At 61.7% G+C, this 21737-nt stretch carries 21 protein-coding genes; 13 read left to right on the forward strand and 8 right to left on the reverse strand.

All coding sequences use genetic code 11. The features are described 5' to 3' along the window. Positions 1–26: 26 nt before the first annotated feature. The gene (locus AC1DYQ_RS00540; protein ID WP_477685136.1) at positions 27–548 is read right to left on the reverse strand and encodes a thiol-disulfide oxidoreductase DCC family protein; all 522 of its coding nucleotides are present in this window, start codon (positions 546–548) and stop codon (positions 27–29) included. Between the two features lie 79 nt (positions 549–627). Further along, a complete protein-coding gene (locus tag AC1DYQ_RS00545; RefSeq protein ID WP_477685137.1) occupies positions 628–1200 on the reverse strand; it encodes a GbsR/MarR family transcriptional regulator in 573 nt (190 codons plus the stop codon). A 97-nt stretch (positions 1201–1297) separates the two neighbouring features. Here AC1DYQ_RS00545 and AC1DYQ_RS00550 point away from each other — a divergent pair, with 97 nt between their 5' ends. The 7 genes from AC1DYQ_RS00550 (at position 1298) to AC1DYQ_RS00580 (ending at position 8100) form a co-directional block, all read left to right on the forward strand. Continuing rightward, positions 1298–2203, forward strand: coding sequence for a helix-turn-helix domain-containing protein (locus AC1DYQ_RS00550; RefSeq protein WP_477685138.1), 906 nt, complete (start codon positions 1298–1300; stop codon positions 2201–2203). 158 nt (positions 2204–2361) lie between these two features. Then, a complete protein-coding gene (locus AC1DYQ_RS00555) occupies positions 2362–3162 on the forward strand; it encodes a fumarylacetoacetate hydrolase family protein (protein WP_477665594.1) in 801 nt (266 codons plus the stop codon). 143 nt (positions 3163–3305) lie between these two features. Continuing rightward, positions 3306–4217: a dienelactone hydrolase family protein gene (locus AC1DYQ_RS00560; protein ID WP_477665595.1), complete on the forward strand. Its 912-nt coding sequence runs from the start codon at positions 3306–3308 to the stop codon at positions 4215–4217. Between the two features lie 395 nt (positions 4218–4612). Further along, positions 4613–5458 carry a ZIP family metal transporter gene (locus AC1DYQ_RS00565; RefSeq protein ID WP_477685139.1) on the forward strand — a complete coding sequence of 282 codons (846 nt, stop codon included), beginning with the start codon at positions 4613–4615 and terminating at the stop codon, positions 5456–5458. A gap of 165 nt (positions 5459–5623) precedes the next feature. Beyond that, positions 5624–5848 (forward strand): hypothetical protein, encoded by a 225-nt coding sequence (locus AC1DYQ_RS00570; protein WP_457280005.1) that lies wholly within the window; start codon positions 5624–5626, stop codon positions 5846–5848. 419 nt (positions 5849–6267) lie between these two features. Next, on the forward strand, positions 6268–7530 hold the full coding sequence (locus AC1DYQ_RS00575) for an FAD-dependent oxidoreductase (protein WP_477685140.1): 1263 nt from the start codon (positions 6268–6270) through the stop codon (positions 7528–7530). A gap of 387 nt (positions 7531–7917) precedes the next feature. Next, positions 7918–8100 (forward strand): hypothetical protein, encoded by a 183-nt coding sequence (locus tag AC1DYQ_RS00580; RefSeq protein ID WP_457280007.1) that lies wholly within the window; start codon positions 7918–7920, stop codon positions 8098–8100. A gap of 130 nt (positions 8101–8230) precedes the next feature. Here the strand turns inward: AC1DYQ_RS00580 and AC1DYQ_RS00585 are convergent, their stop codons facing one another. The 4 genes from AC1DYQ_RS00585 to AC1DYQ_RS00600 all read right to left on the reverse strand — a co-directional run bounded on the left by AC1DYQ_RS00585 (position 8231) and on the right by AC1DYQ_RS00600 (position 11717). Next, the gene (locus AC1DYQ_RS00585) at positions 8231–8650 is read right to left on the reverse strand and encodes a hypothetical protein (RefSeq protein ID WP_477685141.1); all 420 of its coding nucleotides are present in this window, start codon (positions 8648–8650) and stop codon (positions 8231–8233) included. 43 nt (positions 8651–8693) lie between these two features. Then, on the reverse strand, positions 8694–9593 hold the full coding sequence (locus tag AC1DYQ_RS00590) for a sulfurtransferase (RefSeq protein WP_477685142.1): 900 nt from the start codon (positions 9591–9593) through the stop codon (positions 8694–8696). A gap of 10 nt (positions 9594–9603) precedes the next feature. Then, positions 9604–10506, reverse strand: coding sequence for a DMT family transporter (locus AC1DYQ_RS00595; protein ID WP_477685143.1), 903 nt, complete (start codon positions 10504–10506; stop codon positions 9604–9606). 92 nt (positions 10507–10598) lie between these two features. After that, positions 10599–11717: an aromatic ring-hydroxylating oxygenase subunit alpha gene (locus tag AC1DYQ_RS00600; protein ID WP_477685144.1), complete on the reverse strand. Its 1119-nt coding sequence runs from the start codon at positions 11715–11717 to the stop codon at positions 10599–10601. A 278-nt stretch (positions 11718–11995) separates the two neighbouring features. On the opposite strand from AC1DYQ_RS00600, the gene AC1DYQ_RS00605 reads away from it, so the two are divergent. The 6 genes from AC1DYQ_RS00605 (at position 11996) to AC1DYQ_RS00630 (ending at position 19222) form a co-directional block, all read left to right on the forward strand. After that, positions 11996–12256: an exodeoxyribonuclease VII small subunit gene (locus AC1DYQ_RS00605; protein ID WP_477667991.1), complete on the forward strand. Its 261-nt coding sequence runs from the start codon at positions 11996–11998 to the stop codon at positions 12254–12256. 69 nt (positions 12257–12325) lie between these two features. Beyond that, a complete protein-coding gene (locus AC1DYQ_RS00610; RefSeq protein ID WP_477685145.1) occupies positions 12326–13246 on the forward strand; it encodes a polyprenyl synthetase family protein in 921 nt (306 codons plus the stop codon). Positions 13247–13311: 65 nt separating this feature from the next. Continuing rightward, positions 13312–15222 (forward strand): 1-deoxy-D-xylulose-5-phosphate synthase, encoded by a 1911-nt coding sequence (dxs, locus tag AC1DYQ_RS00615; protein ID WP_477685146.1) that lies wholly within the window; start codon positions 13312–13314, stop codon positions 15220–15222. 279 nt (positions 15223–15501) lie between these two features. Then, on the forward strand, positions 15502–16581 hold the full coding sequence (locus AC1DYQ_RS00620; protein ID WP_477685147.1) for a TRAP transporter substrate-binding protein: 1080 nt from the start codon (positions 15502–15504) through the stop codon (positions 16579–16581). Positions 16582–16841: 260 nt separating this feature from the next. Continuing rightward, complete coding sequence (locus AC1DYQ_RS00625) at positions 16842–17921, forward strand: TRAP transporter substrate-binding protein (RefSeq protein ID WP_457280016.1); 1080 nt, start codon at positions 16842–16844, stop codon at positions 17919–17921. A 221-nt stretch (positions 17922–18142) separates the two neighbouring features. Continuing rightward, positions 18143–19222 carry a TRAP transporter substrate-binding protein gene (locus AC1DYQ_RS00630; RefSeq protein WP_477685148.1) on the forward strand — a complete coding sequence of 360 codons (1080 nt, stop codon included), beginning with the start codon at positions 18143–18145 and terminating at the stop codon, positions 19220–19222. Positions 19223–19584: 362 nt separating this feature from the next. On the opposite strand, the gene AC1DYQ_RS00635 is transcribed toward AC1DYQ_RS00630, so the two are convergent. Together AC1DYQ_RS00635 and AC1DYQ_RS00640 are read right to left on the reverse strand one after the other, a co-directional pair. Next, positions 19585–20082 (reverse strand): hypothetical protein, encoded by a 498-nt coding sequence (locus AC1DYQ_RS00635; protein WP_477685149.1) that lies wholly within the window; start codon positions 20080–20082, stop codon positions 19585–19587. A 104-nt stretch (positions 20083–20186) separates the two neighbouring features. Further along, positions 20187–21728, reverse strand: a complete 1542-nt coding sequence (locus AC1DYQ_RS00640) for a TRAP transporter large permease (RefSeq protein ID WP_457280019.1) — start codon at positions 21726–21728, stop codon at positions 20187–20189. Positions 21729–21737 lie beyond the last annotated feature (9 nt).

The raw sequence follows: 21737 nt of genomic DNA on the forward strand, positions 1-21737 counted from the left end.
GGTTGGGTGAGTGGTGATGGAACGGCTTAGCGTGAGCAGCTTCCGGCGTCGCAGCGCGCCAGGACCGAGCGCTCGGCCGCGCGCCGCACCGCGCCTTCAAACAGCAGGCGCACAAAGCCGCGTGGGATGCGGTGGCGGTTACGCGCCAGCACCGGGTAGCCCCATTCGGCCAGCGGGCGCAGCAAGGGCATGCGCATGGCGGAGCTGACCCAGCCCAGGCCGACAGCCTCGTACGCCAGCCGGAACACTTCAACGCCCTTGAGTACGCGGCCATCCGCGGTCCGTGCATGGATCAGCGTCAGCAGATCTTCCATCGTGGCGCCGGCGGGCACGTCGTTGAAGTCCGGCGCCGAGACGTCGGCAAAGCGCAGGTGCCCTTCGGTGTCACGCAGCATGAGGTTGCTCATCTCGGCGTTGCACAGCGGGCAGGCGGATTCGTAGAACAGAGTCAGCGGGTAAATGGTGGGATCCAGCCCTGCCTTGAAGCTGTTGTAACGGGTATTGCCCAAGTCGGGCACGCTGCGGATTTTCGGTCGGATGCTTGTCATATTTCTCTCCTTTAGAAATTTCAGTACAAACAGAAATCAATAGTCAAAAAAAGGGCCAAAACTGGCCAGGTCCTTTAAATCAAAAAGTAGGCGGTAAAAGTTCGGAGGGGTCCATGGGTTTGGCGTCGCTGTCGCCGCGCACGAACTTCTGCACGCTGGCGCCCATGCGCAACACCTTTTCAAGTGTGGTGGGCGACAGCCGCAGCATCTCGTCGGCCCACAAGCCCAGGGATTCCATCAGGCGAAGCGTTTCCCGCACCCGGTCCTGGGCATCGGCGGACTCGGCCTCAAAGCCGTCTTCCTTCACCAGCTCCCGCAGCATGCGCACGGTCGGGTCAAACTCGCGCTCCTTGCGTTCGCGCACCACGGTGCGAAAGAGTTCCCAGACGTCGAGCGAGGTTTCGTAATAGTCGCGCCTGTCGCCCAGCACATGGGTCGCACGGATCAGGTTCCAGTTCAGCAGCTCCTTGAGGCTGGTGCTGACGTTGGAGCGCGCCACTTCCAGCGTATCGGCGATGTCTTCGGCATGCAGCGGGCGGCCGTGGAAGAAAAGCAGAGCGTGGATTTGTGAAACGGTGCGGTTCACGCCCCAGGCGGTGCCCATTTCTCCCCAGTGGACGACGAATTTGCGGGCGACGGGGCTGAGTTCCATGGCTTTGAATATACGCCGTCTGAAATTTCTGTCAATACAGAAATAAAAGATTCTGAAAAGAAACAACAGCCAAGGCCCAAGCCCGAGAATACGGCGCATGACAGACATCAAGACCTACGGCATGTCCGAGCGGGCCGACCACCTCGACTTCGACATCCGGTCCCAGCTGGTGCGGCCGCCGCTGGTACGTCCGCACCGGCATGAGTATTTCCAGGTCCAGATCAGCCTGCAGGGCGACACTGAACAGAATGTAGCCGGCACGGTGCGGCCTTTCCGGCGCGGCTATTTGAGTTTTATCCTGCCTTACCGCGTGCATGTGATCCCGCATCCCGAGGGCTCGCGCTACGTCATCATTAACATGTCGCAGCAGTTCCTGCGCCCCGGCCTCGATGTGGATCCGCTGGATCTGGAAGACGTGCCCTTGAGCCGCGCGCCCGAACTCGCGCCCTTCCTGTTCCAGGAATACGCTGACTTCTATTTTTCCGAGGAAGAGTTTCCGGAGATCGAAGTGCTGCTGGAAAAACTTGCGTTGGAGAACGCGCATCGCCGCTTCGGCTCCATCGAGATGATCCGCGGCCTGATGCTGCAGCTGATCGGCATGGTCTGCCGCAAGTACGAAGCCGACTTGCTGCGTTTTTCGGCCAGCCAGGCGCAGCAGGGCAGCCGGCGTGCCAGCCTGCAGCGCGCGGTGCGTTACATCCGTGAGCACCTGGCCGGTGAGGTCACGCTGGCCGACGCGGCAGCGGCCGCTTTCCTCTCGCCCAACTACCTGGCGCACCTTCTGAAGAAAGAAACCGGCAAGACTTTCACCGACCTGGTGACAGAGCGGCGCCTGGAGTTTGCGCAGGAACAGCTGGCGCACAGCAGCCAGCGCATCGCCAGCATCGCCCATGCCTCGGGCTTTGCCGATGAGGCCTATTTCGCACGGCGCTTCCGTCAGCGCTTCGGACAGACGCCCAAGGCCTACCGCGACAGCGTGCGAGCAAAAATCTCCGGCGCCTGATCCATCCGCATCTGCTGCGGTGCAGCAGCACTGCATTGAATCGTCCGGTTAATGCGTAATTGCGTCCTCCCATAGAAGCCATGCCCGTCCTAAGCTTGATGGTTGGAGAAAAAACGCTGACAACAAGCTCCAGCTTTTATCAATCCCAGGAGACACACATGACACAACCAGACATGAGCAAACGCGGAATTCTGCAAACAGGCGCCCTGATGGCGACAGGCGCTGTCGTCGGCTGCGCCACGCCGGGCACGGCGGCCAATGCGCCGGCCACGCCTTTCACGGTGGCTGAGACCTACATCCCCATTGCGGGCAGCGCCGAAATGTTTCCGGTGCGCCGCATTTACTGCATAGGCCGCAACTACGCAGCACATGCAATCGAGATGGGTTCGGATCCGAGCCGTGAACCGCCGTTCTTCTTTCAGAAGCCGACGGACGCCATTCAGGTGGTGCCGCCCGGCAAGGTCGCAGACCACCCGTACCCCACGCTGACCAAAAACTACCACTACGAAGTCGAACTTGTGGCGGCGCTGGCCAAAGGTGGGCGCAACATCCCGATGAGCGAGGCGCTGGATCGTGTTTACGGTTACGCACTGGGCCTGGACATGACGCGCCGCGACCTGCAGCGCGGCATGGGCGACCAGAAAAAGCCCTGGGAAATCGGCAAGAGCTTTGACATGTCGGCTCCCATCGGTCCCATTCACAAGGTTGCGCAGACAGGCCACTACACCAAGGGCGCAATCTGGCTCAAGGTCAACGGCCAGGTCAAGCAGAACGCCACGCTCAACCACATGATCTGGTCGGTGGCCGAGCAGATCTCCAAGCTGTCTGAAGCGTTTGAGCTCTTTCCCGGCGACATCATTTACTCGGGCACGCCTGAAAACGTCGGCCCGGTGGTCAAGGGCGATGTCATCGAATGCCATATCGACGGCCTGCCGGAGCTCAGTGTCAAGATCGTTTGAGTTTGAGTTTGAGTGTGGGGCAGGGCGGTGGGCAAGGGAAAACACCAGCGTCATTGCCTTGCGGTGGCAAGAACTTCCGGGGCCGCATAGACTCCGACTGTTTGCCTTTTGACAACCTCCCACAATCTACCGAGGAAACCGCCATGCTTGAACACGACCAGAAGAAAGACTTCGACGCCCTGCTGCCCGGGCGGTCCACCGAAGCCGGCGCCAGCCGCCGCACCGCGCTCAAAACGGCCCTGGGGGTCGGGTATGCCGCCACCGCCATGCCCATCATGGCGCAGACAGCCATCAAAACTTCCTCAGAAGGCCTGAAGACCGGCGAAACCACCTATGAAGTCAATGGCTTCAAGGTGCCCGCGTTTTTCGCGGCGCCGGCCGGCAAGACCAACCTGCCGGTGGTGCTGGTGATCCAGGAAATTTTTGGCGTGCACGAATACATCGCCGACACGGCCCGGCGCTTTGCCAAAGCCGGCTACCTGGCGATTGCCCCCGAGCTCTATGCGCGCCAGGGCGACCCGAGCAAGTACAACGAAATGGCCAAGCTCATGGCCGAAGTGGTGTCCAAAGTGCCTGACGAACAGGTCATGGCCGACCTGGACGGCGCCGTGAAGTGGGCAGCCGCTAACGGTGGAAACGCCAAAAAGGTCGGCATCACCGGTTTTTGCTGGGGTGGCCGCATCACCTGGCTGTATGCCGAACAAAGCAAGAACGTCAAAGCCGGCGTGGCCTGGTACGGCCGCCTGGTCGGCCAGCCATCAGCGCTGACGCCCAAGCACCCGCTGGACCTGGCAGCCAACCTCAAGGCGCCCGTACTGGGTCTCTACGGCGGGCAGGACGGCGGCATCCCGCTGACCACCGTCAACCAGATGAAAGACGCCCTGGCCGAGGCTGGCGCCAAGGGCAACAAGGCCGCGGCCGCCTCCGAGTTTGTGGTCTATCCGCAAGCTCCCCACGCCTTCCATGCCGACTACCGCCCGAGCTACCGCAAGGATGCGGCTGACGACGGCTTCAAGCGTGCGCTGGAGTGGTTCAAGGGCCACGGCGTAGCCTGACTCCCCGCCTGCAGGCCGCAAGCCGCCAAGCCCGAAAGGGCCGGCGGCTTTTTTATTACGGCCCCACCAGTTGCGCCCAAAGAATTCTTCAAGCCAGCATGAGCCCCGGAACCGGCTTTGCCGGGCCGTAGGGCGGGCGGCCCCCTCGGGGGCAGGGAGTTACGCGAAGCGAACGACCGTGGGGCTCAAGTTCTGCGGCCCCCTCGGGGGGCAGGGAGCTACACGCAGTGAGCGACCGTGGGGGCTAACCACTTGACAGGCTTGATAAGATTGAAACAACCCCGGCCGCAGGCATTGGATGCCGCGCCCGGGGTTTTGTCATCTGTGGTGTAACCTCTGCGGATAATTTTGAGTGATTTCGGGCCTTAGCCCAATAAATACGAGCGCAAGCAGCTATGACTTTGATAGCAATCCTGGTGGGAACCCTGGCCGCCGGCATCGGCAGCGTGTGGCTGGCGGCGCTGCTCAGCTTTGGCGTGCTGGCCCGCTATACCCAGCACATGCTCAGCCTGGCGGCAGGTGCGTTACTGGCCACGGCCTTCATGCATTTGCTGCCCGAGGCCTTTGAAAGCCAGGCGGGTGCGAAAGAACTGTTTGCTACCCTGCTGGTGGGGCTGGTGTTTTTCTTCCTGCTCGACAAGGCCGAGCTGTGGCACCACGGCCATGAGCACCATGGCGGCGAGCACCATGGCCCCGAGGTGGCTGCGCATGCGCAGCATGACCATGCGGAGCACGTCCATGCCGCACACAGCCACCACGGCCACCACAACCATGCGCATGGCGAAGCCAAAAGCGGCAGCTGGGCCGTGCTGGCCGGTGACAGCGTGCACGCTTTCGGCGACGGCATCCTGATTGCGTCGGCTTTCATGGCCGATTTGCGGCTGGGCGTGGTCGCAGCCCTGGCGGTGCTGGTGCATGAAGTGCCCCACCACATGGGCGACCTGGTGGTGCTGCGCCAGACCTCCAACAACCGCCGCGCCGCCTTCATCAAGGTGTCGCTGGCCGGTGCCGTCACCGCGCTGGGCGGCGTGGTCGGCTATGCGCTGGTCGACCAGCTGTATGACTACCTGCCGTTTTTCCTGATCATGGCGTCCAGCAGCTTTATCTATGTCGCGTTGGCCGACCTGATTCCCCAGTTGCAAAAGCGCGTCACTGCCCGGGAAACCATGGCGCAAATCGCCTGGCTGGGCATCGGCATCGGCCTGGTCACGCTGATCAGCGGCCTTGCGCACCACCATTGAGCGGCAAGGCGCAGCTGCGGTTGCGGCTGCTGTCAGACGGCGCCTGACAAGTACAAGGCCTGGCGACCTATAGGCGGGTTTCGGGCGGAGCGGGAAGATAAGGCCAGGCATCTTCCTGATGCCCCGTTGCGTTGTGCAAAACACTGTGCAAAAGGCAGGCCCGCCATGAACTTCCATTCAGACTCCACCACGGTTTCCAGCGCCTTCCGCCCCTCGGCCTACGATGTCAGCGGCGAGTTGGCTCATGAAGCACCACAGCGCAAGCCGCGAAGCTTTCGCCGCCCGCGCGCAGCCGCGTACATCGCCTTTCTCATTACCGTTTTCGCCAGCATGGCGGCCGCCGCTGCGCTGGCAATCCATGACATGCCTTTGATGGTGGTGGGCCTGTGATGAGCGGCACGCGCAAGCGGCCAGGCAATGAAGAGCCCGAACCGACATCGGAGGCGGACCTGCCGTCCGACGGCCGGGACGAAAAAGGTGAAGCAATGATCCGCGACTTGCCCAGACGGGTGGAGCCGCCGCAGTCTCTGCAGTCGCCTGGCAGGGGCCCAACGACGCCGGAAAAGGAAAGCAGGAAGTAGCCATGGCCACCAATCCGAACGTTCCGCCACCCGAGCCGCTGCCGCCCCTGGACACCCCGCCGGACCCGGGCGAAGTGCAGACCACCCCCATGCCAATGACGCTGAAATAGGCGAAAACAGCTCCCCAAGAGATGTTGACGGGTCTGGGCGGTGGCTGCCCCGCCTGGAGCTTGCAAGGGCCATCCAGCCTGGATATGGTCGGAGGATTTTCATCCCCGGGGAGACACCATGGCCGACGTAATGAATGTCCGCTGCTGCATCGCAGGCGGAGGCCCGGCCGGCATGATGCTGGGCCTGTTGCTGGCACGCGCCGGGGTACAGGTGCTTGTGCTGGAAAAGCACGCCGATTTCCTGCGTGACTTTCGCGGCGACACCGTGCATCCCTCCACACTCGAAGTGATCCACGAGCTGGGCCTGCTGGAGAAATTTCTGGCGCGCCCGCACGATGAAGTAAGCGAGTTGCGCGCCGTGGTCGGCAACACCGAACTCGTGCTGGCCAGCTTCAGGCATTTACGCCTGCGCTGTAAATTCATCGCGATGATGCCCCAGTGGGAGTTCCTGGATTTTGTGCGCGATGAGGCGGAGCTGTACCCCGGTTTTCGCCTGATCCAGAACGCCGAAGTGACCGGCGTGATCCAGCAGGGCGGCGTTGTGACTGGCGTGGAGGTCGCCACGCCCGGGGGCGCCTTGCAGGTGATGACGGACCTCGTGATCGGCGCCGATGGCAGGCGGTCCACGGTGCGCAGTTCGGCGGGGCTGGTCGTGCGCGATCTGGGCACGCCTATCGATGTGCTGTGGATGCGCCTGCCCAAGATGCCGGGCGATCCTTCCACGACGGGTGGGCGCATTACCAACGGCATCTTCCTTGCCATGATTGACCGCCGTACCTACTGGCAGTGCGCCTATGTGATTCCCAAGGGCGGCATCGAGGCCGTTCGCTCGCAGGGGCTGGAGGCTTTCCGAACAGACGTGGTGAAAGTGGCGCCACTCTTTGCCGACCGTATCGCCACCCTGGCCAGCTGGGACGACATCAAGCTGCTGAGTGTCACGGTCGACCGGCTGGAGCACTGGTACAAGCCCGGCCTGCTGTGCATCGGCGACGCTGCACATGCCATGTCGCCCGTGGGCGGCGTGGGCATCAATCTGGCGGTGCAGGATGCCGTGGCGGCGGCCAACGTCCTGGCCGCGCCCCTGGCAAATCCGCAGCTTGACCGCGCCGCGCTGACACCCTTTCTGGCGCAGGTGCAAAAACGCCGGCTGTTTCCCACGCGTGTCACGCAGGCGGTTCAGGTCGCGATCCAGAACCGCCTGCTCAGCCCGGTACTGGCGGCGCGGGGGCGCGACGGCCCGCCCATGGCGCTGCCCTGGCCGCTGAAGCTGATGCGGCGCTGGCCCCTGCTGCAGGCGCTACCGGCCTATGCGGTCGGCGTGGGCGTGCGGCCCGAGCATGTGCGCTCGCCTGCGCAGCCGGTGGCTGCCGATACGGACTGAATGGTCGTAGTTGCTATTGATTTGATAGCTGGTTGCGCTCGTCCCATAAGGACGAATGGCAGTTTTTATTTGAATTTGTGAGGATTTTCGGGACGCCCGGCCTTTTCCCTACCTGTCCTTCTTTTTCTACCTTCCATTTTCCAGTGGGGATTTGAACGCTGGTGTCCGAGCGGAAAAGACGGAAGAAGATGGTTTGTAGGTTTGTTCCTACGCAATCCACAGGCATTGCCTACATTCCCGGGCAGGAGCGGTGCCTACAGTGAATAGGGCAGGCACAGGTGCGTAGCAGGTGTGCAAGCGCCGCAAACCACCCCCAATCCCACTCAACAGTCTGCACCTCGCTACGGCTTTCCTGCCGCACGCAGAGGTGACCTTCAGGAGACCGTCATGAAAACCACCGCAGAGACACTTCACTCCCACAGGCCCGAACCCAGCCCTTCGAAAGGACGCCTGGGTGACAGGCCCGACAACGGCTCGCGGAGCAGTCGCGGTGCCGGCCCTTCGTCGGGTTCACGGCTTGACAACCCGCACAAGCGCATCCGGCTGTCCGGCCACGCACGCGCGCATTGATGCGGGTGCTTTTTCATCAAACGTTCGCGTACGTATCAGGCGAAAAACGCTTACAGCCCTGTGGGACACCGTCTCATGGGGTAAGCCCGATGTACCGGGCTAAATTGAATTCCGGCTGACGTTCAGCCACTCACCGTTCAGCCATTTCATCTTCAAAAAAGGAAACCGACATGCACGCATCCAAATTCAAACCTGCTGCCCTTACCGCCGTTGCCCTGGCCGCTTTGCTGGCACTGGGAGCCTGTGGCAAAAAGGTGGAAGACACCGGCGCGTCGCCTTCGACACCAGCCGCTTCACCTTCGACCACACCTTCGCCGTCGACCACGCCATCCCCAACAGGCAGCAGCTCTTCGATGGGTACGTCCACAACCGGTAGCACCCCAATGGGGACCAGCACAGCCCCAATGACGGGTGATGCGGCGACACCTGGTACGGCAGCAAGCGCTCCGGCCAAATAACAGACAGGGAAAGCCGGCAATGGGCCGGCGCTTTTTGAGCGGGTCTTGCGCGGCCGCTTCAACATGAAAAAAACCTGCATGCCGGAAAGCATGCAGGTTTTTGTGTTTCTGGCGGGGCCGTGAAGCAGGGTGGCCTCAGCCCTGCGCGACCGGATGCGCAGGGTCGCTGCACCAGTCGCTCCAACTGCCGGCGTAGAGCCCGCTTCTTCCGAGGCCGGCCAGCTCCATGGCAATCAGGTTGGGAACGGCGCTGACGCCGCTGCCGCAGTGGTGCACCACGGTGGCCGGGTTGCGGCCCGCCAGCAGGGCTTCAAACTCGGCCTTGAGTTGCGCTGCCGGCTTGAACTTTCCGTCGGGCCCGAGGTTCTGGCCGAAGGGGCGGTTCAATGCGCCGGGGATGTGGCCGGCCACCGGATCCAGTGGTTCCACCTCGCCCTTGAAGCGTGGCGTGGCGCGTGCATCAACCAGTGTTTGTGCCGGGCGGCCCAACTGGCTCGCCACGGTCTGGGCCGACACCAATGTGGCTTTTTCCGGCGCCAGGAGGAAGCTGGCCTGGAAATGCGCAGGTTCTTCGCCGCTGTTGACGGCGCCGCCGGCGGCCTGCCAGGCTTGGAGCCCACCGTCGAGCACCGCCACGTTTTCATGACCGGCCCACTTGAGCATCCACCACAGGCGCCCGCAGTAGTTGGCGCCGTTGCGGTCATACACCACCGCCTGCATGTTGTTGGCAAAGCCGACGCTGGAAAGCCAGGTGGCGAACTTCTCGCGGTTGGGCAGCGGGTGGCGTCCACCTGACGCCGGTGCATCAGCGCCGCTGGCCGTGATCACGCCATGGGCGCCCGCCACGCCATGCTTGGCACTCAATGCGGTGTCCAGGTTGGCATACACGGCGCCCGGAATGTGCGAGGCCAGGTACTGCTCCTGGCCGGCGTTGGGCTTCATCAGGTCGAAGGTGCAGTCGAAGATACGCAGGGGCTTGGCCGATGCCATCAGGGCTTGCAGTTGTTCGGCAGAAATCAGGGTGGTGTAGCTCATGGAAAGCTCCTTAGTGTTCTTCGGCGGGGGCATTGGGCGCAGCGCGGGCGCGCAAAACAGTTGCGGCAATCGCGCTGACGATGATGAGGCCCATGCCGGCCCAGCCGATCAGGGGGATATTGTCGCCAAACAGGATCAGGCTGTAGATAGCCGCGAACACAATGCCCGAGTACTGCAGGTTGGCCACCATCAGCGTGCCGCCATGGTTTTCAGACATGGAATAAGCCTTGGTCATGGACAGCTGGCCCAGCGAAGCCAGGATGCCGATGGGCGGCAGCCATAGCGCGTGTTCCCAATTCCAGGGTGTGATGCCCATGACGCACATGCCGAGCGCGCCGGCAACCGCCGTGCCCACGGCAAAATAAAACACGGTGCGCGTTTCGGGCTCGCCCATGCGTGAAATCGCCATGACCTGCATGTAGGCAAAGGCCGCACCCAGGCCCGACATCAGGCCCACCAGCCCGGCAAAGGTCTGGTTCTGGTCGATGGCAGGGCGCAGCAACATGACGACGCCGGCAAAGCTGGCGAGGATGGCCATGACGAGAGGCCCCTGGCTGGGCCCTTTCTGGCCGGCCTTGCCCAGCATCAGCGCGCCACCAACCAGGAAGGCCGCAATCCACACGCTGCTCATGTAGTTGAGCGTCATGGCGGTCGCCAGCGGCAAATGGGCAATCGCATAAAACCAGGCCGACAGCGACATCACGCCGATCACGCTGCGCCAAGCGTGCATGGCCGGGTAGCGGGTGGCCAGGGTGATGCCGCGGGCGCGGGCGTAGGCGGCCATGAAGACGATGCCCAGGATGCCGCGGTAGAACACCAGTTCGGCGCTGTTGAAGTGTTCTGACGCGTACTTGACGCAGACCCCCATCGTGGCAAACAGGAGCGAGGAAAGGACCATCCAGACGGCTTGCATTTTTTTCAGGCAGTTATTTTTGGGTAAAAAGTGGCCGTAGCCCAATGAGTACGTGCGCGAGCAGCTATCAAATTAATAGCATGCGGGCACCCTCAGATCATCTGGGTGGTTTTGCTGGCGCCCATTTCGCGGCGGTACCACTCGTGAAAGTGCTGCATGCCGTCTTCCATGGGGCTTTGGTAGGGGCCGAACTCGTTGTCGCCGCGAACCATCAGGGCCTTGCGGCCGGCGTCCATGCGCAGGGCGATTTCGTCGTCTTCCACGCAGGTTTCCATGTAGGCGGCTTGTTGCGCTTCGATGAATTCACGCTCGAAGGCGCAGATTTCTTCGGGGTAAAAAAACTCGACCACGTTGAGCGTCTTGTCGGGGCCCTGTGGATGCAGCGTGCTGACCACCAGCACATGCGGGTACCACTCAACCATGACGTGCGGGTAGTAGGTGAGCCAGATGGCGCCGTATTTGGGCGGTACGCCCTTGCGGTACTGCAGCACCACGTCATGCCATTTCTTGTAGGTGTCGGTGCCGGGCTTGCCCAGCTTGTCTGACACGCCCACGGTCTGCACTGAATAGTTTGGTTCAAGTTGCCAGCGCAGATCGTCGGTGGTGACAAAGCCGCCCAGGCCGGGGTGGAAGGGGCCGACGTGGTAGTCCTCCAGGTAGACCTCGATGAAGGTCTTCCAGTTGTAGTGGCACTCATGCAGGTGCACCTTGTCGAGCTGGTAGCCGGAAAAGTCGAGGTCGGCGTAGGTGGCCAGCTGCGACATCTCGGCCGCCACGTCGCGGCCGGTGTCCTCGAACACCAGGCCATTCCAGGTCGTGGTCTTGTAGCGGTTCAGGTTCAGGCAGGGGTCGATCTCGAAGTGCGGTGCGCCTATGAGTTCGCCTGAGGTGTTGTAGGTCCAGCGGTGCAGCGGGCAGACGATGTTGCTGCCGGTATTGCCGCGGCCCTGCAGCATGGTGGATTGGCGGTGCCGGCAGACGTTGGAGATCAGCTCGATGCCTGAGGCGTTGCGCACCAGTGCCCGGCCTTCGCCCTCATGCGGCAGGGCGTAATAGTCGCCCAAGTGGGGCACGGCCAGTTCATGGCCCAGGTAGCGCGGCCCGCGGGCAAACAGCTTTTGCTGCTCCCGCTGGTACAGGCCCGCATCAAAATAGCTGGAGATGGGGAGCTGGCTGGTGGCCTGCAGGAGACGGAGGCTGAGATCAGACATGCAAATTTCGGTGAACATGCCTCCGCGCCAGGGCGGTGGAGGCTGTTGACAAGCGGGTAGGCAGGCTGAGCGACAGCCCACGGAGAAAACAAGGCCGGATATCCCGCAGCAGGGGCACTGCTGTTATCGAGAACTGTTATCAATTGTACCCGCGCAGGCTTTTTTACGGGTCTTCGCGCGCTGCCACCGGATAATAGAGATGTATGGATTCGTAGCCTCGGGCGCCGAGGCCGCAACCTGCCTGCAACGGCCTAAAATCAGCCTTCATCCAAATCACCATGGCCAAAAGTCCTTCGTCCACCGCTGCTGCTTCCGCTTCCGTTGTTCCGGCATTGCCCGCCAGCTATGAGGCCGCATTGCAGGAACTCGAAGGGCTGGTTGACAGCCTGGAATCCGGGCAGCTGCCGCTGGACCAACTGCTTACCGGCTACCAGCGCGGTGCACAGCTGCTGAAGTTCTGCAGGGACAAGCTTGAGGCCGTGGAAACCCAGATCAAGGTGCTGGAAGGCACGGAACTCAAACCGTGGGTGCAGGAATAACCGGCGCAGCCGACGCCCGGCGCATTGCAGGCAGAACATTCCTTCACCCCCTAAAAAAGAGACCCACGATTGAACGCCCCTGAAAAACTGCCCCTGTTTACCTTGAGCGCCTGGAGTGCCGGGCAGCTTGCCAATGTCGAGAGCGCTTTGTCGCGCTGGGTTGCCTGTCCCAGCGATGCGCCTGCGCCTGCGGGCCTTGGCGACGCCATGCGTTATGCCGTGCTCGACGGTGGAAAACGCCTGCGGCCGCTGCTGGTCATGGCGGCCTGTGAGGCCGTGCAGGGTAATGCGCAAGCCGCCCTGCGGGCTGCCTGCGCGGTAGAACTGATCCACGCCTATTCGCTGGTGCACGACGACATGCCCTGCATGGACAACGATGTGCTGCGCCGCGGCAAGCCTACGGTGCATGTCAAGTTCGGCCAGGCTCAGGCACTGCTTGCCGGCGACGCCCTGCAGGCGCTGGCATTTGAATTCCTCACGCCCCCCGACGATTCAGTTGATGCGGCCACGCAGGCGCGCCTGTGCCGCATGCTGGCCCAGGCGGCCGGTTTTCAGGGCATGGCCGGTGGCCAGGCCATTGATCTGGCCAGTGTGGGCCTGCCGCTGACGTCCGTCCAGCTGCATGAAATGCACCGGCTCAAAACCGGTGCGCTGCTGCAGGCCAGCGTGATGATGGGCGCGGCCTGTGGCGCTGCGACGCTGGCCGCTCAAGACGCCTTGCGCGATTACGGCGCTGCTGTCGGCCTGGCTTTCCAGGTAGTAGACGACATCCTCGACGTCACCGCCGATTCCGCCACACTGGGCAAGACGGCCGGCAAGGACGCTGCCCAGGACAAACCCACCTTTGTATCGCTGATGGGGCTGGAAGACTCCAAAGCCTATGCGCAGCAACTGCTGGGCAAGGCACTGCGCAGCCTGGACGCCAGCGGGCTGGGCCACACCGATGCCCTGCGCGCACTGGCGGACATGCTTGTGAACCGTCATCATTGAAGCCGTCATCAGGATTGAATACCGCGGACCGGGAAACCGGCCTTGCCATAAACAGCGACACCACGATGTACCCATTGCTTGAAACCATCAACAGCCCCGCCGACCTGCGGAGCCTGCCCCGAGTTGACCTGAAACCCCTGGCTGACGAACTGCGTGCCTACGTGCTTGACAGCGTTTCAAAAACCGGCGGCCATCTGAGCTCGAACCTGGGCACCGTGGAGCTGACGGTGGCTCTGCATTACGTCTTTAACACCCCCGAAGACCGCCTGGTGTGGGACGTAGGCCACCAGACCTATCCGCACAAAATCCTCACGGGCCGGCGCGAGCGCATGGACAGCCTGCGGCAGTTTGGCGGCCTGTCGGGGTTTCCGCGCCGCGACGAAAGCCCCTACGACACCTTCGGCACGGCCCACTCATCGACCTCGATTTCCGCTGCACTGGGCATGGCGCTGGCTGCCCAGCAAAAAGGCGAAGACCGCCATGCGGTGGCCATCATTGGCGACGGTGCCATGAGCGCCGGCATGGCCTTCGAGGCCCTGAACAATGCGGGTGTGCACGACCATTGCAAGCTGCTGGTGGTGCTTAACGACAACGACATGAGCATCAGCCCGCCGGTGGGCGCGCTGAACCGTTACCTGGCCCAGCTGATGAGCGGACGTTTTTATGCATCCGCCAGGCACATGGGCAAGCAGGTGCTGCGCGTGGCGCCGCCGCTGCTCGAGCTGGCCAAGCGCCTGGAGTCGCATGCCAAGGGCATGGTCGTGCCTGCCACGCTGTTTGAAAACTTCGGCTTCAATTACATCGGCCCCATCGACGGCCATGACCTGGAGTCGCTGGTCCCTACGCTTGAGAACATCAAACACCTGATGGATACCAAGGGCGGCCCGCAGTTCCTGCATGTGGTCACCAAAAAAGGCCAGGGCTACAAGCTCGCCGAAGCAGACCCGATCGCCTACCACGGCCCTGGCAAGTTCGATCCGGCCATGGGGCTGCAAAAATCCACCGCACCGGCCAAGCAGACCTTCACCCAGGTGTTCGGCCAGTGGCTGTGCGACATGGCCGAACACGACAGCCGGCTCGTCGGCATCACCCCGGCCATGCGAGAGGGCTCGGGCATGGTTGAGTTTCACAGGCGCTTTCCCGAGCGCTACCACGACGTCGGCATCGCCGAGCAGCATGCGGTAACCTTTGCCGCCGGCATGGCCTGCGAAGGGCTCAAGCCCGTGGTTGCGATTTACTCCACCTTTTTGCAGCGCGGCTACGACCAGTTGATCCACGATGTGGCCCTGCAAAACCTGCCAGTCGTGTTTGCGCTGGACCGCGCCGGACTGGTTGGCGCCGACGGCGCCACGCATGCGGGTGCCTATGACATTCCTTACCTGCGCTGCATTCCCAACATGAGCGTAGCCTGCCCCGCCGATGAAAATGAATGCCGCATGCTGCTGAGCTCGGCTTTCGAGCAAAACCATCCGGTGGCTGTGCGCTACCCGCGCGGCGCCGGCGCGGGTATCCAGCCGGGAACCGGCCTTGAGGCGCTGCCCTTCGGCAAGGGCGAAGTCCGCCGTGAAGGCGCGGGCGTTGCCATCCTGGCTTTCGGCACCTTGCTATACCCGGCCCTGCAAGCCGCAGAAAAACTCGGCGCCACCGTCGTCAACATGCGCTGGGCCAAACCGCTGGACACCGAACTGCTGCTCAAAGTAGCAGCCAGCCATGAAGCCCTCGTCACGGTCGAAGAAGGCGCCATCATGGGCGGTGCCGGCAGCGCGGTCAGCGAAGCGCTGCAAGCCGCAGGCATCAACAAGCCCGTACTGCACCTGGGCCTCAAAGACGAATTCATTGAACACGGCGACCCGGCCAAACTGCTGGCCTTGCAAGGCCTGGACGCCGCCGGCATTGAAGCGTCCATCACGGCACGTTTTGCCTCACTGCTGCAGTCTGGCAAATCCCCCAAGCCCGCACTCAAATCCGTCGCTTGATCACGGATTCAGTCAGACCCTGAAAGGCGCTTAAATCAAGCAGGGGCCGCGGGACTGGCTTTGCCAGACCGCAGGCGCAGCGGCCCCCTCGGGGGGCAGGGAGCGACACGAAGTGCGCGACCGTGGGGGCCACATAGACAGCTTCCCGTCAGCTCTTCAAGGGTAAACCCGGCCGGGTCCCTCTCCCCTCATTTTTAGAATTCCCAAAGACCTGCAAAACGGTCTGGCTGGTGCCTGAGCCCAGTGGAATTTTCATTTTTACCTTTCGGAGTCAACCTGATGGATCGTCGTTCACTCATCAAACACGCCGGCATTGCCGGCGTTTTGGCAGCAGGCGTTGCGCCTGCTGTTCACGCACAGGCCGCTGTTCGCTGGCGCCTGGCATCCAGCTTCCCCAAGTCGCTGGACACGATCTATGGAGGTGCTGAAACATTTGCCAAGCATGTCAAGGCGATTTCAGGCGGCAAGTTTGAGATTTCAGTCCATGCCGCAGGCGAACTGATGCCCGCGTTTGGTGTGGTCGACGGCGTGCAGCAAGGCTCCATCGAGGCAGCCCATACGGCGCCTTACTATTTCTTCGGCAAGGACGAAACCTTTGCCATCGGCGGCGCCATTCCTTTTGGCCTGAACAGCCGCCAGATGAGCGCCTGGACCTTTGAGGGCAACGGCTTGAAGCTGATGCGCGAGTTCTACGCCAAATACAACATGATCAGCTTTCCGTGCGGCAATACCGGCGCGCAAATGGGTGGCTGGTTCCGCAAGGAGATCAAGTCCATTGCCGACATGAAGGGCCTCAAATTCCGCGTCGGCGGTTTTGCCGGCAAGGTCATCGAGCGGCTGGGCGGCGTGCCGCAGAACATCCCCGGCGGCGAGATCTACCAGGCGCTGGAAAAAGGCACCATCGATGCCGCCGAATGGATAGGTCCCTACGATGACCAGAAGCTGGGCTTCAACAAGGTGGCACCCAACTACTACTACCCCGGCTGGTGGGAAGGTGGCCTGCAGCTGGACCTGTACATCAACCAGAAAGCCTACGACGCGTTGTCGCCCGAATACAAGGCGATTGTGGAAGCGGCCAGCGCCGCCGCACACGTCGACATGCAGGCCAAATACGACACCAAGAATCCGACGGCCCTGAAGCAGCTGGTGGGTGCTGGCGCCAAGCTCCGGCCGTTCCCCGCCGATGTCATGAATGCCGCTTTCAAGGAGTCGATGAAGCTGTATGAAGAGCTGTCGGCCAAAAATGAAAACTGGCGCAAGGTCTATGCGGACTATTCGAAATTCCGCGGTGACCAAAACCTGTGGTTCCGTTTTACCGAGGCGACCTTCGACCGTTTTATGCAGAGCCAGAAGCTGTAAAGCCATCAGCTTGATCAGATGGGGGCGAGCGGCTTGCAACTGGCAAGCCGCTCGCTGAAACGTTTTCGTCAAAAAGCCGCCTGCCCAGGCGGCTTTTTTGTGCGCGATCTACGGGTAAAAACGGGGTGTTTTTATGCAAAAGAGTGACAAAGTATCCATGCTCCGCCGATTCAATCTAGGCAATGCAATTCAACTGTTGTAGCAGGCCTAACCGATCTGGCAGATCAACGCAAAATTCGATAACTTCAGGAGAGAGTTTTATGGATCGTCGCTCACTTATCAAAAACGCCGGTATTGCCGGTGTGCTGGCGGCAGGTGTAGCACCTGCTGTTCATGCGCAGGCTGCCGTTCGTTGGCGCCTGGCCTCCAGCTTCCCCAAGTCCCTTGACACCATTTTTGGGGCCGCCGAAGTATTTGCCAAAGCCGTCAAGGCCATGTCGGGCGGCAAGTTCGAAGTGTCGGTTCATGCCGCTGGGGAATTGATGCCCGCTTTTGGCGTGGTCGACGGCGTACAGCAAGGCTCTGTCGAGGCGTGCCACACGGCCCCTTACTATTTCTTCGGCAAGGATGAGACCTTTGCCCTTGGCTGTGCCATTCCCTTCGGCCTGAACAGCCGTCAGATGAGCGCATGGATGTACGAAGGCAACGGCCTGAAGCTGATGCGCGAGTTCTATGGAAAATACAACATCGTCAATTTCCCCGGCGGCAACACCGGCGCGCAGATGGGCGGCTGGTACCGCAAGGAAATCAAGTCGCTGAAAGACATCAAGGGCCTGAAAATGCGCATTGGCGGATTCGGCGGCAAGGTTCTGGAGCGTATCGGCGGTGTGCCGCAGAACATTCCCGGTGGTGAGATTTACCAGGCCCTCGAAAAAGGCACGATTGACGCCGCCGAATGGGTGGGACCTTACGACGACCTGAAACTGGGCTTTAACAAGGTGGCCCCGTTTTACTACTACCCCGGCTGGTGGGAAGGCGGCCCCGAACTGGACTTCTTCATCAACAACAAGGCTTTTGACGCCCTCACCCCTGAGAACAAGGCCATTGTCGAAGCAGCTGCGGCCCAGGCCCATGGCGATATGCAGGCCAAATACGACGCAAAAAACCCGGGTGCGCTCAAGCAGCTCGTGGGTGCGGGTACCAAGCTCCGTCCATTCCCGACCGACGTGATGAACGCTGCTTTCAAGGAGTCCATGGCGCTTTACGAAGAGATCAGCGCGAGGAACGAAAACTGGAAGAAGATCTACGCCGACTACTCCAAGTTCCGCGCCGAGCAGAACCTGTGGTTCCGCTTCACGGAAGCCACGTTTGACCGCTTCATGCAAGCCCAGAAGCTCTGAACCCGGCCCATCGGTCATCCAGAAAGCCGCCTCTTGCAGGCGGCTTTTTTACGTCCGTCCCGATACGGTAAAAACGGGTTGGGCAAGCGGTGGGAAATGCTGACAAAATAGGTCTCTGCCCTCTTGCTCAAAACCGCGGCTTGCAGCCGTCGATTGCCAGCTGGGCGCCCGCAGGTCCATTCGGACCGCAAACCCGACCACCCTTCAGGAGATAGCATTTAATGGATCGTCGTTCACTTATCAAAAACGCCGGCATTGCCGGTGTACTGGCCGCCGGTGTGGCACCTGCTGTTCACGCGCAAGCTGCCATCCGCTGGCGCCTGGCTTCCAGTTTTCCCAAGCCGCTTGACACCATTTACGGCGGTGCCGAAGTGTTCGCCAAGAAGGTCAGCGAAATGACTGGCGGCAAGTTCCAGATCAGCGTCCACGCCGCCGGCGAATTGATGCCTGCCTTTGGTGTGGTCGACGGCGTCGGCCAGGGTTCCGTGGAAATGTGCCACACCGTGCCTTACTACTACTTCGGCAAGAACGAAGCGTTTGCCATCGGCGCAGCGATTCCCTTCGGCATGAACTCGCGCCAGATGTCGGCCTGGATGTACGAAGGCAATGGCCGCAAGCTCATGAATGAGTTCTACGCCAAATACAACCTGGTGAGCTTTCCTGGCGGCAACACGGGCACCCAGATGGGTGGCTGGTTCCGCAAGGAAATCAAGACCGTGGCCGACCTGAAAGGCCTGAAGTTCCGTATTGGCGGCTTTGCCGGCAAGGTGGTGGAGCGTCTCGGCGTGGTTCCGCAGAACCTGCCTGGCGGCGAGATTTACCAGGCCCTTGAAAAAGGCACGCTGGATGCCGCCGAGTGGGTGGGCCCTTACGACGACCAGAAACTGGGCTTCAACAAGGTGGCCCCGTTTTACTACTACCCCGGCTGGTGGGAAGGTGGCCCTGAGATTGATTTTTTCGTCAACAACAAGGCGCTGGAAGCCCTGCCCGCAGAGTACCGCGCGATCATTGACGCAGCCGCCTCACACGCCCATATCGACATGCAAGCCAAGTACGACGCACGCAACCCGACCGCATTGAAACAGCTGGTGGGCGCCAAAACCAAGGTCTTGCCCTTTCCCAAGCCCGTGCTCGATGCCTCGTTCAAGGCGTCGATGGAGTTGTATGCCGAGCTGGCCGAGAAAAACCCTGACTGGAAGAAGATCTACAGCGACTACCGTGCTTTCCAGAAGGACCAGATCCTCTGGTTCCGTTTCGCCGAGTCGCGCTTCGACACCTACATGCAGGGCGTAACTCTGTAAGAGTGGCCCGCGCAAGAAAAAACCGCGATATGTCGCGGTTTTTTTTCGCCTGAAGCAGGTGTCGGAGCTCAGTGCAAGCAGGGTGCCGCGGGACTGGCTTTGCCAGACCGCAGGCACCGCCCCCTGCAAGGGGGGAGGAGGCTACACGAAGTGAGCCTCAACAGGGGTGTGCCAATTATTTACCGCGGGACTGGCTTTGCCAGACCGCAGGCACCGCCCCCTGCAAGGGGGGAGGAGGCTACACGAAGTGAGCCTCAACAGGGGTGTGCCAATTATTTACCGCGGGACTGGCTTTGCCAGACCGCAGGCGCCGCCCTGCAAGGGGGGGAGGCTACACGCAGTGAGCCTCAACGGGGGTGTGCTTACCGCTGGCTGCGAAAGGTCTTTAGTTCGCTGACAAGCCGTTCAAATTCCGCGACCATCTCGGGCGAGGCGGCGTAGAACACCGCGAACTTCCCCATCAAGGTACGCACATACAGACGTGGCGCGATCAGCCATTCGAGTCCGCGTACGCGAATCAGCTTGCCGTAGGCGAGTTCGCGCAGCTCCATGTGCTTGTCCCAGACCCAGCTCTGGTAGAGGCCTTGCTCGTCGAGGCGCGTGACGCTGCGCAGGATGTGCCACCACGTGTAGCCCACCATCAGCAGCCCGGCGATGAACCACCCCCCGCCCGCAGCCGCGCCTGAGGCCCTCCCAGCCAGCCAGGCCTGGACAAAAGCTGCGGCCAGGGCCAGCACGATGGTGGTGGCCAACACCTTGAAGGGCACGGAAAACGCCTGCCCAGAGATGCTCCCACCTGTCGGGGTGAACTTGAAGGGCGGCGGGCCGAAATAGGTGCTGGGGGCGGGTACGGGGTCCATGGAGTGCTCGCGGTATGAAAAGGAAAAACTGACAGTATGGGCTGCCAATAAAAACGCCCCTCGCGAAAGGGGCGTTGGACGCTGGCCTGGAAGGCTGCGATCGGTTATTTGGTCTTGAACAGTTCGTCGAGTTTTTTCTGTTCGTCATCGGCATTCGGCTCCGCTGGCGGGGCCAGCGGGTCTGTGCCTGCTGCACCGCTGGCCCCGCCCGCGGGCGGGGTCGCGCTCTCGTCGACGGGTATCTCGATCTTGACCTTGTCCAGGTCAACCACCTCGGGTTTGTCGAGGAAGATCGTCACCGTTTGCGGCACGAAGATGACGATCGCTACCAGAATCAGCTGCATCGCCACCCAGGGGATGGCGCCCAGATAAATGTCGTTGGACTTGATCGGCTTGGGAATGCGTCCTTCCTTGAACAGGGTGTCGGCGATCCCTCGCAGGTAGAACAGCGCAAAGCCGAAGGGCGGGTGCATGAAGCTGGTCTGCATGTTCACGCACAGCAGCACGCCGAACCAGATCAGGTCAATGCCCAGCTTGTCGGCGACGGGGCCCAGCATGGGCAGGATGATGAAAGCAATCTCGAAGAAGTCGAGGAAAAAAGCCAGGAAGAAGATGAACAGGTTGACGGCGATCAGGAAGCCGGTCTGGCCGCCGGGCAGGCCGCTGAGCATGTGCTCGACCCACTTGGCGCCGTCCACGCCCTGAAATACCATCGAGAAGACGCGTGCACCTATCAGGATGAAGACCACCATGGCTGTCAGGCGCATCGTGCCGCTCATGGCTTCCCAGATCAACGCCGGGGTCAGGCGTTTGTGCATGGCCGCCAGGATCAGCGCACCCACCACGCCCATGGCGCCGGCTTCGGTTGGCGTGGCAATGGCGGTGTTGATGCCGGGCAGGCCACCCATGGAGCCGAGCACGGCAAAAATCAGGATGGCCGACGGGATGATGCCGCGCAGGCATTTACCCCACAGTGCCCAGCCGTTGAGCGTGCGCGCGGTTTTCGGAACGCCGGGAACATGGTGCGGCTTGAACACGCCAAGCATGAAGGTGTAGCCCGCGAAGATCAGCACCTGCAGGATGGAGGGGCCCCAGGCGCCCTTGTACATGTCACCGACGGAGCGGCCCAGCTGGTCGGCCATGACGATCAGCACGAGTGACGGTGGCACCAGCTGGGTGATGGTGCCGGAGGCCGCCAGCACGCCGGTGGCGTAGCGCATGTTGTAGCCATAGCGGATCATCACGGGCAGCGAGATCAGCGCCATGGCGATCACCTGGCCAGCCACCGTGCCGGTGATCGCGCCCAGGATGAAGCCGACGATGATCACCGAGTAGCCGAGGCCGCCCTTGGCGGGGCCGAACAGCTGGCCCATGGAGTCCAGCATGTCTTCGGCCAGGCCGCACTTTTCAAGGATGGCGCCCATGAAGGTGAAGAATGGAATGGCCAGCAGCAGCTCGTTCGACAAAATGCCGAACATGTTGAGCGGCAGGTTGGACATGAAGCTGGCAGGAAACCAGCCCATCTCGATGGCCAGGAAGCCCGAGGCCAGCCCGAGGGCGGCCAGCGAGAAAGCTACGGGAAAGCCGATCAGCATGATCAGCACGAGGCCCGCGAACATGATCGGGGCAAAATTTTCCATCTGCATGGGGTAGTC

The organism is Polaromonas sp. P1_F4 (assembly GCF_056405675.1).

What these genes read in the sequence shown, in the direction of transcription:
- AC1DYQ_RS00555 (WP_477665594.1), top strand. Translation starts at nt 2,362, where the DNA reads ATGACACAACCAGACATGAGCAAACGCGGAATTCTGCAAACAGGCGCC.
- AC1DYQ_RS00625 (WP_457280016.1), top strand. Translation starts at nt 16,842, where the DNA reads ATGGATCGTCGCTCACTTATCAAAAACGCCGGTATTGCCGGTGTGCTG.
- AC1DYQ_RS00575 (WP_477685140.1), top strand. Translation starts at nt 6,268, where the DNA reads ATGGCCGACGTAATGAATGTCCGCTGCTGCATCGCAGGCGGAGGCCCG.
- AC1DYQ_RS00630 (WP_477685148.1), top strand. Translation starts at nt 18,143, where the DNA reads ATGGATCGTCGTTCACTTATCAAAAACGCCGGCATTGCCGGTGTACTG.
- AC1DYQ_RS00550 (WP_477685138.1), top strand. Translation starts at nt 1,298, where the DNA reads ATGACAGACATCAAGACCTACGGCATGTCCGAGCGGGCCGACCACCTC.
- AC1DYQ_RS00560 (WP_477665595.1), top strand. Translation starts at nt 3,306, where the DNA reads ATGCTTGAACACGACCAGAAGAAAGACTTCGACGCCCTGCTGCCCGGG.
- AC1DYQ_RS00635 (WP_477685149.1), bottom strand. Translation starts at nt 20,082, where the DNA reads ATGGACCCCGTACCCGCCCCCAGCACCTATTTCGGCCCGCCGCCCTTC.
- AC1DYQ_RS00545 (WP_477685137.1), bottom strand. Translation starts at nt 1,200, where the DNA reads ATGGAACTCAGCCCCGTCGCCCGCAAATTCGTCGTCCACTGGGGAGAA.
- AC1DYQ_RS00540 (WP_477685136.1), bottom strand. Translation starts at nt 548, where the DNA reads ATGACAAGCATCCGACCGAAAATCCGCAGCGTGCCCGACTTGGGCAAT.
- AC1DYQ_RS00590 (WP_477685142.1), bottom strand. Translation starts at nt 9,593, where the DNA reads ATGAGCTACACCACCCTGATTTCTGCCGAACAACTGCAAGCCCTGATG.
- AC1DYQ_RS00585 (WP_477685141.1), bottom strand. Translation starts at nt 8,650, where the DNA reads ATGCTTTCCGGCATGCAGGTTTTTTTCATGTTGAAGCGGCCGCGCAAG.
- AC1DYQ_RS00570 (WP_457280005.1), top strand. Translation starts at nt 5,624, where the DNA reads ATGAACTTCCATTCAGACTCCACCACGGTTTCCAGCGCCTTCCGCCCC.
- AC1DYQ_RS00640 (WP_457280019.1), bottom strand. Translation starts at nt 21,728, where the DNA reads ATGCAGATGGAAAATTTTGCCCCGATCATGTTCGCGGGCCTCGTGCTG.
- AC1DYQ_RS00600 (WP_477685144.1), bottom strand. Translation starts at nt 11,717, where the DNA reads ATGTCTGATCTCAGCCTCCGTCTCCTGCAGGCCACCAGCCAGCTCCCC.
- dxs (WP_477685146.1), top strand. Translation starts at nt 13,312, where the DNA reads ATGTACCCATTGCTTGAAACCATCAACAGCCCCGCCGACCTGCGGAGC.
- AC1DYQ_RS00595 (WP_477685143.1), bottom strand. Translation starts at nt 10,506, where the DNA reads ATGCAAGCCGTCTGGATGGTCCTTTCCTCGCTCCTGTTTGCCACGATG.
- AC1DYQ_RS00580 (WP_457280007.1), top strand. Translation starts at nt 7,918, where the DNA reads ATGAAAACCACCGCAGAGACACTTCACTCCCACAGGCCCGAACCCAGC.
- AC1DYQ_RS00565 (WP_477685139.1), top strand. Translation starts at nt 4,613, where the DNA reads ATGACTTTGATAGCAATCCTGGTGGGAACCCTGGCCGCCGGCATCGGC.
- AC1DYQ_RS00620 (WP_477685147.1), top strand. Translation starts at nt 15,502, where the DNA reads ATGGATCGTCGTTCACTCATCAAACACGCCGGCATTGCCGGCGTTTTG.
- AC1DYQ_RS00605 (WP_477667991.1), top strand. Translation starts at nt 11,996, where the DNA reads ATGGCCAAAAGTCCTTCGTCCACCGCTGCTGCTTCCGCTTCCGTTGTT.